Annotated in this window: 21 protein-coding genes; 15 read left to right on the top strand and 6 right to left on the bottom strand. The window is 67.9% G+C overall.

What is annotated here, in order from left to right:
* Positions 1 to 7: 7 nt before the first annotated feature.
* Positions 8 to 1,231 (bottom strand): helix-turn-helix domain-containing protein, encoded by a 1,224-nt coding sequence (locus tag AC507J_RS12025; RefSeq protein ID WP_496289201.1) that lies wholly within the window; start codon positions 1,229 to 1,231, stop codon positions 8 to 10.
* A 271-nt stretch (positions 1,232 to 1,502) separates the two neighbouring features.
* Between AC507J_RS12025 and folE the strand changes: the two genes are divergently transcribed.
* From folE to AC507J_RS11950, 15 genes are all read left to right on the top strand, one after another.
* Positions 1,503 to 2,090, top strand: a complete 588-nt coding sequence (gene folE, locus AC507J_RS12020) for a GTP cyclohydrolase I (RefSeq protein WP_496289200.1) — start codon at positions 1,503 to 1,505, stop codon at positions 2,088 to 2,090.
* 247 nt (positions 2,091 to 2,337) lie between these two features.
* Positions 2,338 to 3,018: a 7-cyano-7-deazaguanine synthase QueC gene (gene queC, locus AC507J_RS12015; RefSeq protein ID WP_496289199.1), complete on the top strand. Its 681-nt coding sequence runs from the start codon at positions 2,338 to 2,340 to the stop codon at positions 3,016 to 3,018.
* Positions 3,019 to 3,414 (top strand): 6-pyruvoyl trahydropterin synthase family protein, encoded by a 396-nt coding sequence (locus AC507J_RS12010; RefSeq protein ID WP_496289198.1) that lies wholly within the window; start codon positions 3,019 to 3,021, stop codon positions 3,412 to 3,414. It begins immediately after the preceding gene.
* A complete protein-coding gene (locus tag AC507J_RS12005; RefSeq protein WP_496289197.1) occupies positions 3,414 to 4,205 on the top strand; it encodes a 7-carboxy-7-deazaguanine synthase QueE in 792 nt (263 codons plus the stop codon). The genes AC507J_RS12010 and AC507J_RS12005 overlap by 1 nt, the downstream gene beginning before the upstream one ends.
* 235 nt (positions 4,206 to 4,440) lie before the next feature.
* On the top strand, positions 4,441 to 4,926 hold the full coding sequence (locus tag AC507J_RS12000; RefSeq protein WP_496289196.1) for a formylglycine-generating enzyme family protein: 486 nt from the start codon (positions 4,441 to 4,443) through the stop codon (positions 4,924 to 4,926).
* Positions 4,923 to 5,417 carry a DUF6884 domain-containing protein gene (locus AC507J_RS11995; protein WP_496289195.1) on the top strand — a complete coding sequence of 165 codons (495 nt, stop codon included), beginning with the start codon at positions 4,923 to 4,925 and terminating at the stop codon, positions 5,415 to 5,417. Before AC507J_RS12000 ends, AC507J_RS11995 begins: the two co-directional genes overlap by 4 nt.
* A complete protein-coding gene (locus AC507J_RS11990) occupies positions 5,414 to 5,980 on the top strand; it encodes a phosphoribosyltransferase (RefSeq protein ID WP_496289194.1) in 567 nt (188 codons plus the stop codon). Before AC507J_RS11995 ends, AC507J_RS11990 begins: the two co-directional genes overlap by 4 nt.
* Positions 5,977 to 7,104 carry a glycosyltransferase family 4 protein gene (locus AC507J_RS11985; protein WP_496289193.1) on the top strand — a complete coding sequence of 376 codons (1,128 nt, stop codon included), beginning with the start codon at positions 5,977 to 5,979 and terminating at the stop codon, positions 7,102 to 7,104. The genes AC507J_RS11990 and AC507J_RS11985 overlap by 4 nt, the downstream gene beginning before the upstream one ends.
* A gap of 32 nt (positions 7,105 to 7,136) precedes the next feature.
* Positions 7,137 to 7,871 carry a PIG-L deacetylase family protein gene (locus AC507J_RS11980; protein WP_496289192.1) on the top strand — a complete coding sequence of 245 codons (735 nt, stop codon included), beginning with the start codon at positions 7,137 to 7,139 and terminating at the stop codon, positions 7,869 to 7,871.
* Positions 7,871 to 8,599: a WbqC family protein gene (locus AC507J_RS11975; protein WP_496289191.1), complete on the top strand. Its 729-nt coding sequence runs from the start codon at positions 7,871 to 7,873 to the stop codon at positions 8,597 to 8,599. The genes AC507J_RS11980 and AC507J_RS11975 overlap by 1 nt, the downstream gene beginning before the upstream one ends.
* Entirely contained in the window at positions 8,596 to 9,423 is an 828-nt protein-coding gene (locus AC507J_RS11970; protein ID WP_496289190.1) for a reverse transcriptase domain-containing protein, read from the top strand. The genes AC507J_RS11975 and AC507J_RS11970 overlap by 4 nt, the downstream gene beginning before the upstream one ends.
* 3 nt (positions 9,424 to 9,426) lie before the next feature.
* Entirely contained in the window at positions 9,427 to 10,758 is a 1,332-nt protein-coding gene (locus tag AC507J_RS11965) for a glycosyltransferase family 4 protein (RefSeq protein ID WP_496289189.1), read from the top strand.
* Between the two features lie 94 nt (positions 10,759 to 10,852).
* Positions 10,853 to 11,677 (top strand): 5'-3' exonuclease, encoded by an 825-nt coding sequence (locus AC507J_RS11960; RefSeq protein WP_496289188.1) that lies wholly within the window; start codon positions 10,853 to 10,855, stop codon positions 11,675 to 11,677.
* A complete protein-coding gene (locus AC507J_RS11955; RefSeq protein WP_496289187.1) occupies positions 11,674 to 12,219 on the top strand; it encodes a 3'-5' exoribonuclease domain-containing protein in 546 nt (181 codons plus the stop codon). Before AC507J_RS11960 ends, AC507J_RS11955 begins: the two co-directional genes overlap by 4 nt.
* A gap of 177 nt (positions 12,220 to 12,396) precedes the next feature.
* Entirely contained in the window at positions 12,397 to 13,053 is a 657-nt protein-coding gene (locus AC507J_RS11950; RefSeq protein ID WP_496289186.1) for a GNAT family N-acetyltransferase, read from the top strand.
* A 257-nt stretch (positions 13,054 to 13,310) separates the two neighbouring features.
* On the opposite strand, the gene AC507J_RS11945 is transcribed toward AC507J_RS11950, so the two are convergent.
* The 5 genes from AC507J_RS11945 to AC507J_RS11925 all read right to left on the bottom strand — a co-directional run bounded on the left by AC507J_RS11945 (position 13,311) and on the right by AC507J_RS11925 (position 16,131).
* Positions 13,311 to 14,024 (bottom strand): hypothetical protein, encoded by a 714-nt coding sequence (locus tag AC507J_RS11945; protein ID WP_496289185.1) that lies wholly within the window; start codon positions 14,022 to 14,024, stop codon positions 13,311 to 13,313.
* Positions 14,025 to 14,132: 108 nt separating this feature from the next.
* Positions 14,133 to 14,927 carry a hypothetical protein gene (locus tag AC507J_RS11940; RefSeq protein WP_496289184.1) on the bottom strand — a complete coding sequence of 265 codons (795 nt, stop codon included), beginning with the start codon at positions 14,925 to 14,927 and terminating at the stop codon, positions 14,133 to 14,135.
* A gap of 13 nt (positions 14,928 to 14,940) precedes the next feature.
* Positions 14,941 to 15,255 carry a type VII secretion target gene (locus tag AC507J_RS11935; RefSeq protein WP_496289183.1) on the bottom strand — a complete coding sequence of 105 codons (315 nt, stop codon included), beginning with the start codon at positions 15,253 to 15,255 and terminating at the stop codon, positions 14,941 to 14,943.
* A 1-nt stretch (position 15,256) separates the two neighbouring features.
* Complete coding sequence (locus AC507J_RS11930; RefSeq protein WP_496289182.1) at positions 15,257 to 15,991, bottom strand: YbaB/EbfC family nucleoid-associated protein; 735 nt, start codon at positions 15,989 to 15,991, stop codon at positions 15,257 to 15,259.
* Positions 15,988 to 16,131 (bottom strand): hypothetical protein, encoded by a 144-nt coding sequence (locus AC507J_RS11925; RefSeq protein WP_496289181.1) that lies wholly within the window; start codon positions 16,129 to 16,131, stop codon positions 15,988 to 15,990. Before AC507J_RS11925 ends, AC507J_RS11930 begins: the two co-directional genes overlap by 4 nt.
* Between the last annotated feature and the right edge of the window lie 227 nt (positions 16,132 to 16,358).

The following is a 16,358-nucleotide window of genomic DNA, read 5'->3' as shown; positions in this document are numbered from 1 at the left end:
ATCCGTCCTACGTGACGCGGTGCGCCGTGACGAACTCGGACACTGCCCCCGCCTTGCGAACGTGGGGCTGCATGCGGCGAGTCAGCCCGGCGAAGCGGAGCGAGAGCCTGCCGGAGCGAATGTCCCCGGCCGCGTCCGCAGCTGCAAGCGCGATGCGGCCTGCTTCGTCGAACTCGCCGGCATACAGCAGCGCTTCGGCCAGGCTGAGCTGGTCGAGAACGCGGTTGCGGGCCAGAGATACACCGCGTAAGTCCAATGCCTGGTTGAGGCGTTCGATGGCCTTTTCGGCGTACCTGTCGTTGACGCGGGCCAGGTCGGTGTAGGCGGCCCCGGTAAGACTGTAGAGTTCCGCCTCCGTAACGTGCTGAGCCGCCCAATTGGGCGCGCCGGCGGTGTCGACCCGGGTGAAGGCGTCCTCGGCGTCACCAACGGCACGGCGGACCAGGTCTGCGTCACCGACCTGCGCGTACGCCCAAGCACGAATGCACGACTGGTTGGCGCGGTCGCCCGGAGTGAACAACTCACCGGCACGCTTCGCGGCTGCGTCCAGCAGCGACAACGTCATCTCGGGGCGGCGCAGCTCAATGTTATGGCCAGCCATCCGGACCACGGTGTGGCCGCCAAGCGCCGTGTTGCCGGCGGCGGTGGCAGCGGACAGAGCGAGCGAAGCGTGCTCGTCGGCACCGCGGTGGTCACCGATGTCGCGAGCGATGTACGCGCCGAGGCCGGCGAGGTCGGCGATCGCGACAAGCAGCGCAGCGCGAACCTTCGGCTCGGAGACGGCGCCGTGCATCGCGGCGGCCCGCTCGAGTAACTGCGCGGTCGGCTGCTGCACCGCCGTGCCGCCGTGCCGGGAGACCCAACCGCGGTACACCGCGGTTGTCTCGACGATGTCGGTGACATGATCGATGCCGACCCTGCGGGGCGTGGCCGCCGATGCTAGAGGCCAACCAGCCACCGTCATGCCAGCCGCGCTGAGGGCCTGAAGTACCGTTCGCCGCCGCATGTCCTCACCGCCTTCCTGGTCCTCGCCCGCCAAGGCAAACAGTGCTCCGTTGGCACCGAGGGCCTGGTCCAAGCTGGCCGTCATCTCCGGGCCGGGCCGTCGGCGGCCGTTCTCTACCTTGCTCAGGTACCCCTGGTCGCAAGGGACCAGCTCGGCGAGCTGTTGCAGGGAGAGGTTGGCTTCCAACCTCCGGCGGCGCAGCTCTGCCCGAAAATTGTCGCTCACGATGCTTCGCTCCTTGGCGATATGCCTCGCTGCTGGCATGGGGCAACCCCATGGGGATCTGATTGTGCACTCGTACGGTCAATCTACGCAGCCCGCTACACCCCGATCGCTCAATGTGACTGTGAATGGGTGGGTGGATGAGCGGTTCAACCCCCTGGGAGGGCAGAGTGGATCTCATTGAAGTGCAGTCCCTGCACCGTCGCAGCATGATTGGTGTACGTACCGACACACGCCGCGACTACAGCGACGTAGTCATCGGGCGGAGTGCCCGGTGAATGCCCCGGCCGTCGCCAGGACCGTCCAGGACCTAGCCGCCGCCGAGGTGGCCGCCCGCGATTTCCTATCGGCCCTGGGATGGGACTTGACCACCGCGTCGACCCGGGACACGCCGCGACGAATGGCACAGGCATACGCCGACCTCGCCAGCCCTCGCCCCTTCACCCCAACCGCCTTCGACAACGAAGCTAGCTGCGACCAACTGATCGTGCAGCAGGAGATTCCCTTCGCCAGCGTCTGCGAACACCACTGCCTGCCGTTCTTCGGCACGATGGACTTCGGCTACCTACCCGGTGCCCAGATCATCGGCCTGTCGAAGCTGGCTCGCGGCGTCGAGTTCTTCGCGCGGGGTCCGCAGGTGCAGGAGCGGCTAACCATCCAGATCGCGGACTGGTTGGTGGACACGCTTCGGCCGAAGGGTGTGGGCGTGGTGGTCCGTGCCGCACACCTCTGCATGATGCTGCGCGGTGCACGGGTGAGCGGCACGTCGACGGTCACGTCGGCGCTGCGTGGTGTCGTGCTCAATGATCCCCGCACCCGCTCGGAGTTCTACTCCTTCGTCAACGCGGGAGCACGCCGGTGACCGCCGCTGCGCCGGTGAGCCCTCAGGGTCGGCCAGTCATTTGACGTCGACGTGACCGCCCCGGCGTACCCCACCGATCGCAGCCCCGCTCGCCTACGCCACCAAGTCCAACATGCCCGGCACATCCATCGCCGGCCCGCGCCGAATTCCTTCAAGTGGCCCTGAGCACGAGGAGCGCATCGTGACAATGCCCGCAATTACCACTCCCGCCGATCTACGTCCCCCAGTACGACCGATCGGTCATGCCGTGGCCATCGTCTCCGGTGGCCTCGACAGCACCACGCTGGCGTACTGGCTACATCGGCATGCCGGCACCCTGACGATTCTGTCGGCCGACTATGGGCAGCGGCACCGCAAGGAGTTGCACTTCGCACAGGCAACCGCCCGCAACCTCAACGTCCCGCACCACAAGGTCGACCTCACCTCGGTCGGGGCACTGCTGGGCGGCTCGGCGCTCACCGACTCCACCATCGCGGTACCCGACGGGCACTACACCGACGCGTCGATGGCAATCACCGTGGTGCCCCACCGCAACGCCCTGATGCTCGATGTCGCGGTCGGCCTGGCAACTGCGCTGGGAGCGGACACGGTGGCGTTCGGTGCACACGGCGGCGACCACGCCATCTACCCGGACTGTCGGCCCGAGTTCCTTGACGCCTACCAGCAGATGGCCCGCCTCGCGGGCACGGGATTCCTCCGGGACGACTTCCAGGTCATCGCGCCGTTCATGACCCTCACCAAGGCAGACATCGTGGCGCTCGCTGATCGACTTGCTGTGCCCATCGACCGAACGTGGTCGTGCTACCGCGGAGGTGAGCGGCACTGCGGGACGTGCGGGACGTGCGTCGAGCGCCGCGAGGCATTCATGTTGGCCGGTGTTGCCGACCCGACGCAGTACGAGGCGACTCCTCTCATCGGGGAGGCGTAGATGTACCGCATCGGCAAGCGGTTCACGTTCGAGGCGGGGCACTGGCTCCCTGATCTGCCGGACGGACACAAGTGCGCCCGGCCGCATGGTCACTCCTACACCGTCGAAGTTGTCCTAGCCTCGCCGACACTCACCGGCCCCGGGTTCGTGGTCGACTTCGGTGACCTAGCACCGCTCAGGTCGCATCTGGATGCCCGGTTCGACCACTCCGTACTCAACGACGCCGTGCCGGTCGCGCCCACCAGCGAGAACCTCGCCCGGCTGATGTTCGAGTGGTGCACCGCGGAGCTCATTCTGCCCAGTGCCGTCGTCGTCGAGGCGGTCCGGATCCACGAAACAGCGACCACCTGGGCGGAGTACCGCGTCGCACTGTCCACCCGTCCTGAGGGGGCCTGATGCCCGCCTGCGACGCGCCGGAGCGCTCCCAGCTACGGTCACCAGTGGCTGACCTCTTCTACTCCTTCCAGGGAGAAGGCCCAAACGTCGGCCGCCGCGCCTTGTTCGTCCGGTTCATGGGCTGCAACCTCACCTGCGGCTACCGGCAGCTGCCCCGCACCGCCGACACACCTGCCACGGGCCTGATGCTCTGCGACACCGAGTACACGTGGAACTCGGCCAAGCACGACCTCACCACCGGCCGGCAGATGACCGGGGCCGAAATCTGGACGGCGCTGCTGGCCCTCGACCCCGCCACAAACAATCCGCAGCTCGGGCCGGTGGACCTGATCGTGGTGTCCGGCGGTGAACCGCTGCTGCGCACAGACACCGCTATGTACCTGGCATCCGAGGCGCAGAAGGCGGGGCGCCAACTGGAGATCGAGACCAACGCGACCATCGCCCCCGCCGCAGCTCTGAGCGCCACCGGGGTGTCGTTCAACGCCGGGATCAAGCTGGCCAGCAGCGCAGTCCCGCAGCGCAAGCGGATCAAACCGGCGGCGATCACCGCGCTCCAGGCAACCGGTCGGGCCCGGTGGAAGTTCGTCGTCGCCAGCACCGACGACCTCGATGAGGTCGCCGCGTTGCAGGACGAGTTCGCGCTGACCGACATCTGGCTGTCACCGGAAGGCGTCACCGCGCACGTCGTCATCGAACGGATGCGATGGGCCGCCGGTGCGGCGTTGGCCCGCGGATGGAACCTGACCACGCGCCAGCACGTGCTCATCTGGGGAGACGAACGTGCACGGTAGAAGGCGTGCCAGCCGGGATTCCGGGCCTGGGCAGGGGCGTCTTTTCCGGAAGATCAGTTCGCGCGTGTCAGGAAGCGAACCCTGCCCCAGTGGGGCTGACCTGCCCAGAAGCGTCCCTGCCGCCCAGGTTGCCTCCACCGTACCGGCAGGCATACCACGATGGATAGACGTCGCTGGCGGTGTTTCTCCCGCCACCCGGTGGCGTCCGGCCACCACCGTCGCTGACCTGCACTGGATGGCAACACCCGTCACCGCCGCCCTGCTCGCCTCGGTCAGCGACACCCGAACCGTCGCCAGTGGCTCACTGCTACCGGCAACCGGACTCACCTGGCAGCAAGCAGTCCTGACCGCTGGCCAGCTCGGTAGCCGGCTGCCCACCTCCGCCGAGTGGGAGTGGATGGCCGGAGCAGGTGTACGCCGCTACCCGTGGGGCGACGACGAGCCCAGCACCCAGGGCCTGCACCGGGCCAACGTACGCGGAGCAGGCCCGGACACGCCGACACCGGTCGGCGCCTACCCGCAAGGTGCGACGCCAGCAGGGATCCTCGATGTCGCCGGGAACGTCTGGGAGTGGACCAGTACCCCGGTTCCCGGCGGCTACGTCGTACGCGGTGGCTCCTACCGGGCGCTCGCGCTGTACGCGCGCTGCGCCTTCGTCAACGAGGTACCGGCCGCCCTCGCCTCCCCGGGGATCGGCCTTCGGGTGGTGCGTCAGCCATGACCGCTTTCCTCGGCAACCCGCTCCCAGCCCTACCGCGCGCCGCAGACCCGATCACGTCCCGGATGGTCATCGTCGCCTGCTGTCCCCGCAAGCTGACCACCCGCGAGCCGGTCCCGGCGCTGGACCTATACGACGAGGGCTGCATACCGCCGCTGCGAGCCCGGCTCGGCGGCCGGCGCCCCCTGCGTGACCGAATCCGCATCCTGTCCGCCCGGCACGGCCTTCTGCGCGCGGACACTCCGCTCGTCGCCTACGACCAGGCCCTCGATCCCGTCACCGCCACGACGCTACGGCCAGCGGTAACGGCGGCGCTCGCCGCGGACCTCGCCGTGACCGGGACGCCCTGCGAAGTGCTGGTGATCGCGGAGCCGCTGTACCTGGTCCTGATCGCCGACCTGCTCACCACCGGCGCCCGCGTGCACTGGGTGCCCGACTACTTCACCGGCTGGCCCGACGCCGCCGCCGTCCTCGATTCCTGGAGCTGGCGATGACCACCCAACCCGACACACCGTCCCGCACGTCGCATGCCCACCGCATCTTCCGAGGGCACCGGCTCTGGCGCCTGTCCGCCGACGAGTTCAGGGCCGCCGCCGCGCTGATCGCGGACGCCGAGCAGCCCTTCGCCCCCGACCTGGTGCTCGGCGTCGCACGCGGCGGGGTGCCCGCCGCACGCCTGATCGCCGAGCTGACGAGCCTCCCATACGAGGTGATAGCCGCTCGGCACAACGCCGACGACCGGATCCAGGTGCAGGCCACCGGGCGCGTCACCGTCGACACGGCGAACCTGCCATCCGACTGGACCGGAAAGCGGATCTTGCTGGTCGACGACATCTGCGGCACCGGCGCCACCATCGCAGCGATTCGCACCGTACTGGACACGCGGGTGCTCCCCGCCTCGCTGCGCACGGCCGTCCTGTGCCGCAACGTCGGATCTCCCGTCTGCCCTGATACCTGGGTGTGGGAGGTGGCGGACTGGACCGTGTTCCCGTGGGAAGCCGACCCGGACCTTCCCACCGAGCCACTGCCCACACCAGACCGAGTGCGGCACTCATGACCAGCACCGTGCCGTTGACGGTCGTCATCGTCCTGCTGTCGTACGCCCCGAACGCTCCCGCCGGACTTGAACGCAGCGTGGCGTCCCTGCGCCAAGGGCTACGCGAGTTCGGCCACCGCGCGCTGATCGTCACCGCCCACGGCAACGCCGACGGCAGCGATCCGGACCTGATGCCGCTGACCTCCGTCACTGTGGCGGCACCGGCCACCGAAGAGCAACTCCTCGATGTGCTCGCCGACCCGGGGCCGGCGTGCGCCGAGCTGGCCGACATCTTCGCCGGGGTGCAGCCCGACATCGTCTGCTGGGCAGACGCGTCCTGGGGCCTGGGCTACCTGGCCCCAGTCCCGCCAGGGGCCCGCCACGGCCTGCGGGTCGCGGTGATGCGCACCGACCCACTGTTCCGGCAGGCACTCGACCGACGCCCCGACGCCGTCATCACCCCCAGCACCTACATGATCAGCGAGGCAGCTACCGCCGGCTACGACACCAGCATCTGGCACCAGGTCCCCAACGCACTACTCACCCCCGGCAAGCCACCCACGCACGACCGCCGTGAAAACCTGCGCCGCACCGGTCCGATCCGCATCGTCGCTCGTGCGGAACCCGACAAGGGCATTCTCGAACTGATCCAGGCCGTCCCCGCGCGGCTCGGCCGGCCGGTCGAGATCGTGCTCGCCGCCGCCGGCTTCGAGTACTGGCCCGGCATGCAGAACGCCGTGATCAACCAATGCCGCGCCGCCGCATCTCACGCGCCCGCCGACGTACGGATCCTGCCCCCGCTGCCCTGGCAGCAGGTGCCCGACTTCTTCGCCGATGCCGCCCTCACGATCATCTCCACCACCAGCCCCGAGTCCTGGTGCAACACCGCCGCCGAGGCGCTGTCCGCCGGCACGCCCGTGATCGGCTACGACTTCGGCAACGTGCCCGCACTCACCGGCCCGGCCGGCGTCATGCTCACCCCGGTGCCGGCCGGACAACCGGCAACCACCCTCTGGAGCGCCGCCACCCAACTCGTCGGCAACCAGCGCACCTACCACGCCGCCAGCCGACACGCGCCCGGCCGGGTCGCCGGGCACACTCCCCGCGCGTCCGCCCGCGCCTTCCTCGCCGCCTTCGGACATTGACCAGCCGCCCCGACCCGACGGATGGAGGACCCGTGCACCCCACACCACCCGCGCCGCTAACCAACAATTCCCTGTTCGGCCTTCGCGAGGGACACCGCATCCTTGCGGTCGTCAGCCACCCCGACGACGAGACCGTAGGCCCCGGCGGACTGCTGCACCGCGCCGCAACCGCCGGCATCACCGTCGACGTTCTCGCCGTCGCCTGCCGCACCCGGCCGATGTGGGGCGGCCACAGCGACCCCACCGTACGCGCGAAGGAATTCGACGCCGCCTGCGACGCGCTCGGCGTCAGCGGCCGAGTCATCGCCTGGGTCGATGACGAGCACGCCCACGCCCCCGGCAATCACGCCTCCAAACTCGTCAGCCTGATCGAATCCGGCACCGACGCCTCCCTGGCCGCAACCCGCCCTGATCTGATGCTCGTACCCTCCGCGACCGGCTTCCACCAGGACCACCTGGCCGTGCACCACGCTGGTATCGCCGCCGCTCGGCTCGGCGGCAACACCAAACCCACCCCGCGGATCGTGCTGGGTTACTGCGGACCCGAAGACATCTGGACTCGCACCATCGAACCCTGGACGGTGCTGGTCGACACCACCGAAAGCTGGCCCGCCAAGGAACAGGCGTTGCGTGCCCACGCCTCCCAGCTGCGCGATTGGCCACATCCCCGCAGCATCGAGGGCATCCGGACCCTCAACGCCGCCGCTGGTTTGCGCCTCGGCGCGGCGCTCGCCGAAGAGTTCGTCGCCTACCGGATCGCCTGCTGATGGCCACCGACGCCGGCCGTGCCGTGCTGGTGGCCCACCAGCCCGCATATCTGCCCTGGTGCGGCTACTTCTCCCGGCTGCTCGACGTTCGGCGCATGGTCATCCTCGACCACGTGCAGTTCTCGACGAGTGGCTACCAACACCGCAACCGCATCCTCGACCGCAGCGGTACACCACGCTGGCTCACGGTCCCAATCCGCCGCCGGTTCGGGCAACCGCTGCACAATGTACGGATCGCCGACCCTGCCTGGGCCCCCCGGCACTGGCGGATCCTCACCGACACCTACGCCAAGGCTCCATATTGGTCCAACTACGCCGACCAACTCGGCGCCCTAATCGCTACACCCTGGACGATGCTGGTCGATCTCGACCTAGCCCTGACCCGATTCCTCCTCGCCGCCCTCGACATCCACACCACCCTGGCGCGCTCCACCACCATCCGCCCTGCCGGTAGCCGCACGGCCATGCTGATCGACCTGTGTCAGCGCACGGGCAACCAGGTGCTGCGCGTCGGCACCAGCGGGCCGAAGTACCTCGACCAGGCGGCCCTGCAACAAGCCGGCATCGCCGTGGAGGTCGCCACCTACACCCATCCGCCGACCGCGCACCGCTATCCGGGACCGGCCACCTCCCCCCTGTCCATAGTCGACCTGCTGGCCCACCACGGACCGACCGCCCGCGACATCCTCGCCGCCGGCTCCACCATCACCACCTGGCCCAGCGCATGACCACCACGACCAGACGCACGACCCGACGGCACCCCGCCGCCCACACCCTGATGCCGCTGGTCACCAACCCGCAGCGGCTCAAACGCTGCGCTCGCGCCCTGATGTGCCGCAGCGGCAGCCCCGGCAGCGACGGAGTCAGCTGGACGCACTACCGACGTGACCTCGACCACCACATCAGCGGCCTTGCCGCCCGCCTGGCCGCCGGAACCTGGACCCCCGCACCGGTCCGCCACCTCACGCTGCCGTCCTGGGGCAAAAACATCGCCCTGGCGATCCCCACCGTCGAAGACCGCATCGTCCACCGGGCGCTACGCGAAGCCGCTGAACTCATCCTCTGCGCCGACGCATACCCGAACTGGATGTACGGATGGCGCCCCCGCGCCAGCCGACTCGACGCCATACACGCCGCCGCCGCGCACCTGTCGGCCGGCCGGACCTGGGTCGCAGACCTCGACGTCGCCGCCGCGACCCGCGACGCCAACCTCAACACCCTCATCGACGGGCTGGCCCGCTGGATCAGCGACACCACCTTCCTGAACCTGATCCGCACCGTCCTGCACCACCTGCCCACGCCACTGGCCCCCGGCAGCGGCCTGACCCCAATGCTCACCAACATCAGGCTCCTGCCCGTCGACGACCACCTGCGGCACCTACCGGTCATCCGCGTCACCGACAACTACACCGTCTTCTGCACCACCCGAAGCCAAGCCACCGCCGCCACCAACCAGATCACCACCGCACTGGCCACCCAGGGCCTACGACCCAACCCCACAAAATCGCAGGTGTGGCAGCCCAACCCCGAAGACCTCTACCTCGCAGGATGACCGATGACCACCACCCGGGCCGACCAGGCACCCACCCGCGCGCTGCTCTACTGCACATTCAACGGTGCCGCGAACTGCACCAACGGCATCGGCCGACAAACCCAGACCCTGCTCGGCACACTCAGCCGCCGATGGAACGAGCTGACGGCGCTCACCGGCCCGTTCACCCCGTACCTGGCAATCCCCGAACCCGGACCCGCCACCTGGGCCTACGACCCCGAGCTGCTGGCCACCGCCTGCCGCATCATCGAAACCCGCGGCGGACGCGTCCTGCCCCTGGCCTACGACACCACAGCACCGTTCTGGACCCCACCAACGTGGCAGCAGCTCTCACGGCACGCCGCCACCGCCGCGCGGACCCTCGCCACCCGCCACCAGCAGGTCGCGGTCATCGCCGTGGACACCCCCTTCGCCGGGACCGGCCGCGCCTACCTTGACGCCGGGCCGCTGCCACCAGGCGCGGGAACGATCGACATCCTGCTGACCCTGTACGGCACCGCCTACCTGCACAACCCCTCGAACCCTCATCCCGACCGGCTCCCCTGGGAGCACAACTCCCTCACCGCCACCACCCATCCCGCCGTCCGGGTCGCGGACATCGGCAGGGAATTCACCCGCCACCTGACCACCACGTACGCCCTCGACCCCGCCGATCTGGTCCCATACCCGTGCAGCCTCGACCTGACCGCACCCGACCTACAACCGATGCCCGTCGCCGACGCGCTGCGCGTCACGGCCACCTACGGCGTTCCCCTGGACCGGCCCATCATCCTCGCCGTCGGACGCACCGACCCGGCCAAAGGATTCGACCAACTCGTCGCCGCGCTGGCACCGCTACGCGACAGCATCCACCTCGTCGCCGTCATCGTCGCCTTCAACGACGCAGACCCCTTGACCACGGCCTATCGGCAGCTGATCGCCGCCGCCGGCCTGCGTGCCACCTACCTCGACCGATTCAGCCGCGACCTGCCCCGCGCCCTCGCCAGCCTCCCGCACACCGTCGCCGTGGCCTGCCCCTCCCGCAGCGAACCCCTGGCCAACCTGCCGCTCGAAGTCAGCCTATGGGCCCGCCACACCGGCCCCATCATCATCGCCCCCGCCCTCGGCGGCTTCCCCGAAACCATCACCCACCTCGACAACGGACTGCTCTACGACCCAACAGCACCCGGCGCCCTCACCGCAGCACTACGACACGCCCTCACGATGGACACCGCCACTCACACCGCAATGCGCCGACGGGCCCACCAACGCGTCGCCGTCGAGCGGGACGTCGTCGCCGCCTACGCGGACACGCTGACCCAGACCTTCACCCGAGCACGGCCACCGAGTAGGTAAACTCTGCCCCTGTCCACGTCCTCTGTAGGTGCGATGGGCACCCGTCCCGCCCCGGTTACCGGCGACCGTCTGCCGTGCCCACCGGAGGGAACCTGTGACACCATTACTTGCCGTTGACGGCCACCACCTGCTCTACCGCTCCTGGTGGGGATTTTCCGACCGGCGCATCACCTCCCGCGACCGACGCCGCGACCTCACCGGCGTGTTCGGGTTCCTCGCCATCCTGCGCAAAACCCACCTGGAAATGGCAGCAGACCACGAGATCGTCGTGGTCTTCGACGGCGAAAACGCCGCAGCCTCCCGCCGCGACCACGACTCCAGCTACAAAGCCACCCGCGCCGACGCCGATCACACGCCGATCAAATCCCTACGCATGGTCAAGGACGGCCTGGACGCCGCCGGAATCGCCTGGCTCGAACTCGACGACCACGAAGGCGACGACGTCCTCGCCACCCTGACCCGCACCGCACGGGCCGGCAACCGCGCCGTCACCTGCTACTCCGGTGACCGTGATCTACTTCAACTCGCCGCTGCGACCGTCACCATCCTCACACCCGCCCGACGCCGCATCACCGCCGAGGACGTCCACGCCCGCCACCACGTCACCCCCGCTCAGTGGCCCGACTATCGCGCACTCACGGGCGACCCCTCAGACAACATTCCCGGCGTCCGCGGCATCGGACCCAAGATCGCAGCGGATCTCCTCGCCGGAGGCATCCACCTCGACGAGCTACGAGACAGCGGCCGACTACACGGCACCCGCGGCCAAGCCGTCACCAACTCCTGGCCCCAAGTCCTCACCTGGCGTGACCTGATCCGCCTCGACCGGCACGTCTCCCTCAACGACCCGTCGACCGGGAAACCAACACCCGCCATGCCCCGAGCCGCCACGATTCTGGAAGACCTCAAGCTGTGGTGACCGCACCCACACCAACAACCAAGGTCTTCCTCGACACCGAGTTCATCGACACGGGCCGGGTCATCGTCCCCATCAGCATCGCCTTGGTTGCCGCGACCGGCCCCGAATACTACGCGGTATTCGCCGACATCGACCTCCAGCGAATCGCCGCCCACCCCTGGCTCAACCGGCACGTCGCACCGCACCTTCCAGTCAAGCAGACCCAAAGCGGCTGGGCATGGAACCGAAACCATCCCGAGTTCACCTCAGTGAAACCCCGCACGACCATCGCCAGCGAAGTCACGGCCTTCTTCGCCGAACTCCACCACCCCGAGACCTGGGCCTACTTCTCGCCATTCGACACCATCGTCCTCACCCAGCTCTACGGCCCACTCAACGACCTACCAGCCGCCGTACCCGCATTCACCCACGACCTCATGCAAGAAGCCCGACGCACCCAGGCAGCAGCACCATCACAGCAACCACCGATACATCACGCCCTCCACGACGCCCGACACGACCTAGTCATCGCCGCCGCAATCGGACTCATTCCCACAAAGTAACGCCTCGGCCCATTACGAACCTGGGGTGTAAGCGCGCGACATGGGGGACGCGGGCGCTGATCCTTCGCGCCACCAACCCGCACATATATGCCGCGATCGGCCTCGGCGCCCGCAGCGACACCGGTCCCCTGCGCGCCTCCGATTCCATTCGCCAACCCGCCTGAACAGGGAGTTCATGTGACTGTCACCAACGACGACGTCGCCGTCCGTCGCGCAACCGAGGAAGGTGCCGGACGACTGATCGCTGTCCTTGCCGAGGCCTTCCACCACGGTCCCGTCGCGGACTGGCTCATTCCCGACCCGGAGCAGCGACGCGCGGTCTACTACCGCTACTTCCGCGACGCATTCCACCACGGCCTAGCCCACGGCAAGGTCTACACCACCAACGACCAATCCGCGGTCGCAATCTGGCACCCACACCTCGACCCCATGCCCACCGACCCGCACCAACGCCGGGAAACGCTCGAGAAAATCGTCGGTGTCCACGCGCCGAAATTTGCGCTGCTCGAAGGGATGTTCGAAACCTTTCACCCCGACGAACCACACCATCACCTCGCCTACGTTGCGGTCGATCCACAGCGGCAAAGTCAGGGCATCGGCACCGCCCTGCTCAACCACCACCACCGGCACCTCGACCAACTCGGCCTACCGGCCTACCTGGAAGCCCGCAACATTCGCAACCGGCAGCTCTACCTTCGCCTCGGCTACAACGCCGGCCCCCCAATGGCGCTACCGACAAACGGTCCGACGATCTGGCGCATGTGGCGCGGCACCCCGAACGCCACCCGCCGCTCCCCGTTCCCGCCCACCAGACCACGCCGACCGTCGGTGTAACCGCTCCAGCCGCCATCGAGCACAGGTCGGGATCCCTGCCCCTTCAGCGCCGCCGGCGGAGACCCTCCGCCCGGCGGGCTTCCCCTCAAAGAGGGAAGTCAGATTAGGACGCTTCAGAGAATCTGGATGGTCAAAAGTGGCGGATCGGCTTAACCGCCACGCAGCCCCGTGCAGGCAGCAACAGATTAGCCGATTAAAGAACTGGAAAATCGGCGCGCGCGGTGGCTGGCTCTTCACCTCCACTGATGAGTCAGTCGCTACTTTTGCACCGCGACGCGCGCAATTGGCCAGCCCTGCGGCCTGCCGATTGCAATAGTCGCCTCCCAGTGTGGCACTTCCCCCGATTCGAGCGGCCGCCCGCACCTGCACGTCCATTGCTCGACCAGGTCAACCTCAGCGGGCGGCCAAAACTTAAAGCGCAGCATCGAAAAGTCCGAACGCTGCTTCTCCACGACAAGGTTCTCGAACACGATCCTCACCGGCACCCCGGCGCGACAGAAAAGCGGCATCGACAGCGTCATCGGATTCGGGCTGCCAGACCGATATACGGCCTCGCCAACAACGCGGTAGGTGCGAACCGGAGTGAACTCGTAGACAAGCCGGTGAGTTTTCTCCAGTTCAGGTACATTATTTAACGACTCGCGAACCACCTGAAAACCGTCCGACCCAGGCATGATGGGCCGATATGCCTCGTGATCCCGATCAAGCTCAAGACGCGCCACCTTTCCGTCCGCATCAGCCGACTTCTCTGCCGCGCGAGCGGCAACGGTAGAGCTATCGGCTGCGGCTTCGGCCGCCTTGGCTGCGGTACCTGCGTGCACGGCGGACTCGCGACCGGATTTGGCGGATTGGTGACCTGAATAGGCTGACCAGATGGAAACACCGAGTGCAGCCAAGCTGGCCACAAGGGCAGCGAGCGCGATCCAGAAGCCGCCGGTATCGGTCCACAATGGTGCGGAAAGGGTCGTCACGGCGGTGGATTTTAGCCAGCGCCTCTGTGCCACTCCATCGTCCGGACGGTCGGGGTGGCGCAGGCTGAGGGTCCGCCCGAGGCATTCTTCCGGGCCTTTGTCGCCGGATCAGCTACCGGCAAGTGACCAGTCCGCGTCTCCGTCGGTGACGGTCGCGTCGTTGAACGTCGAGGTGTTGGACGAGGGCCACTTGCCGGCGGGAAAGGCGGTAGCGTCGACCGCTTCACCGTGCAGGACGATCATCGTTCCGGCCTGCGCGGCGAGGAACGTGCCGAGGGTCGTGAGGGCGGCCCCGATGATGGCGGTGTTGACACCTGCCTCCTCCAACATGAGAGCTGCGCCTGCCGGCGAGAAGATGCCGGAGCCGAAGGCAGCTATCACAGCGATGGTCGCGGCGATCAGCTTGGCCAGAACGATGCCAAGGGTGATGTAGAAGGCCGAGCCTGCCACCGCACAACCGATCATACAGTTGGACGTGCTGGAGGCGACGGCGCCGATACGGGCCGCAGCGTTGGAGTGGTGGGAGACGCTCCCGACGTAGGCGTCACGTGCCTTGCCGGACCAGTCGGAGTTGTCGACCACCAGATGCTGTTCGGTCAGTGCGCTCGCGATGCCGGTCGCCGATCCGCGGATGTCCATCCACTGCCACGCGTCGTGGAACATGAAGATCGGGGCGGTCGCGCCCTTGAGGACGTCGATGAAGAGCTGGAGCAGTTCCTTACCCACCTCGATGACCTTGTTGGCCATCGCGATGATGCCTGCGCCCACGTCGGAGGGGACGTACCAGCGGTTGGCCGCGGCCGTAGCGACCGGACCGACCCTATCGAGATGGTGGGAGAGATCGCCCAGCCCCGACGTGATGTCCTCTATCAGTGCCTGAAACTGGGCCTTGCTGAAGTCCACGACTGGTCCCCGATCAGTAGAGGTTCCGCAGCTTGTGCGCGTTGTTGAGGTCTTCTGCCTCGTAGGTGTCAGCGACTTCGCGCAGGGTCTGGGCAACCTCAACCATCGCCGCTTGCCCCTCACGGCAACGATCCGCGACCGCCTGCACTACAGCGTTGTACGGCGACACGATGATCTGGAACAACCCGGCCTCGACCCGGCCAAGTTCCAAGCCGCTACTCTTCGCCATGACTCCACCGACGGCGACGGCTTGCCGATCCCACTCGCCGGCTTCGCGACGCAGCACGTCGGTCGCTACGGTGACCTGATCGCGGCTCGGGGGTGGCATCTCAGGCTTCCTTCCGTCGGTCAGTTGTCTCGGTGATGGATGCGAGGGTCGCCAATGCCTCACCGGCGAGGGTGTCCAGCATCTGCGTCTCGGTGCGGCGCCGAGAGGTGGCATCGCTCAGCGTCCTTCGGGCGGACCTGAGCGCCTGGCCCAGAGCATCGTTGATGGACGCTGCGCTGTGCCGGGCCGCCCACGCCGGGGTGATGGAGCAACTCTGCAAACCGGAAGTCGACAGCGTGACGGACACGTTCTGTCCACCTGCCTGCCCCACGTGATCTGTCGCAACAGCAGCCGGTCCGGCTCGCACCTTCCCAAGGGCCTTCATGACTTCCTCGGCAAGCGCTAACGGATCACGGGGCTGTCCGTACACCGACGGCGGCGGCAGAACGGCGGCAGAATGCTGCCTCCTGGCCTCCGCCTGCTCCGTTGCAGCACGCCAGCCGTCGGCGGTCAAGCCAGCGGCCAGCGCCTGCATGACCTGGCGGGCTGCCTCCTGGTAGGCCAGGAGAACACATTCGCTCAACTGCTGAGGTTGGACACGCCGCTGCCAGCCCGGCTCGACCTGGATCGACTCCGGCAGGCCGTTTGCGTCCACGCTGATGCGCACCACACCGGATGGATCGGTGGCAGTCGTCGACGTACGCGTGGACCGTGCCTGCACCTGGTCGACCAGCGACCGCAGGTCTGCCGTGTACTGACTCAACTGCCGCAGCTTCTGGACGATTTCATCGCTCATCGGCTCGCCACCGCCGGCGGGTGCTGGTCGACCCGGGCTCGTGTCACCTGCTGGGCGATCATGAACATCGACACGGCGGAGTGCGCCAGCAGGATGCCGTACACGAGCCACCGGCCACTTATGAAGAACCAGATCGCCACGACGGCGACGACACCAGCCAGGATCCACAGTGCGACGGCAACACCCCACCGCGTGGTGGACGATGGGCCAGTCGGCCGCCAGCCCATCACGACTCCGGCCAGGGTCGTGCACAGCGCGACGACGAGGATGACTTCGGTCCACGGAGACCCGAAGACAGCGGCTTCAGCTACCTCGGGGAACGCCGAGGTAGCCGCGGCGGCCGCCGGTAGTTCGAGGATCGGACCGA

The organism is Micromonospora sp. PRAS1 (assembly GCF_059553435.1).
This window is presented reverse-complemented; position numbering and strand designations above follow the sequence as displayed.

Bases quoted from the DNA above. Each gene is read 5' to 3' on its own strand.
- AC507J_RS12010 (WP_496289198.1), top strand. From the start codon at position 3,019: ATGTACCGCATCGGCAAGCGGTTCACGTTCGAGGCGGGGCACTGGCTC.
- AC507J_RS12005 (WP_496289197.1), top strand. From the start codon at position 3,414: ATGCCCGCCTGCGACGCGCCGGAGCGCTCCCAGCTACGGTCACCAGTG.
- AC507J_RS12000 (WP_496289196.1), top strand. From the start codon at position 4,441: ATGGCAACACCCGTCACCGCCGCCCTGCTCGCCTCGGTCAGCGACACC.
- AC507J_RS11995 (WP_496289195.1), top strand. From the start codon at position 4,923: ATGACCGCTTTCCTCGGCAACCCGCTCCCAGCCCTACCGCGCGCCGCA.
- AC507J_RS11990 (WP_496289194.1), top strand. From the start codon at position 5,414: ATGACCACCCAACCCGACACACCGTCCCGCACGTCGCATGCCCACCGC.
- AC507J_RS11985 (WP_496289193.1), top strand. From the start codon at position 5,977: ATGACCAGCACCGTGCCGTTGACGGTCGTCATCGTCCTGCTGTCGTAC.
- AC507J_RS11975 (WP_496289191.1), top strand. From the start codon at position 7,871: ATGGCCACCGACGCCGGCCGTGCCGTGCTGGTGGCCCACCAGCCCGCA.
- AC507J_RS11970 (WP_496289190.1), top strand. From the start codon at position 8,596: ATGACCACCACGACCAGACGCACGACCCGACGGCACCCCGCCGCCCAC.
- AC507J_RS11965 (WP_496289189.1), top strand. From the start codon at position 9,427: ATGACCACCACCCGGGCCGACCAGGCACCCACCCGCGCGCTGCTCTAC.
- AC507J_RS11935 (WP_496289183.1), bottom strand. From the start codon at position 15,255: ATGCCACCCCCGAGCCGCGATCAGGTCACCGTAGCGACCGACGTGCTG.
- AC507J_RS11930 (WP_496289182.1), bottom strand. From the start codon at position 15,991: ATGAGCGATGAAATCGTCCAGAAGCTGCGGCAGTTGAGTCAGTACACG.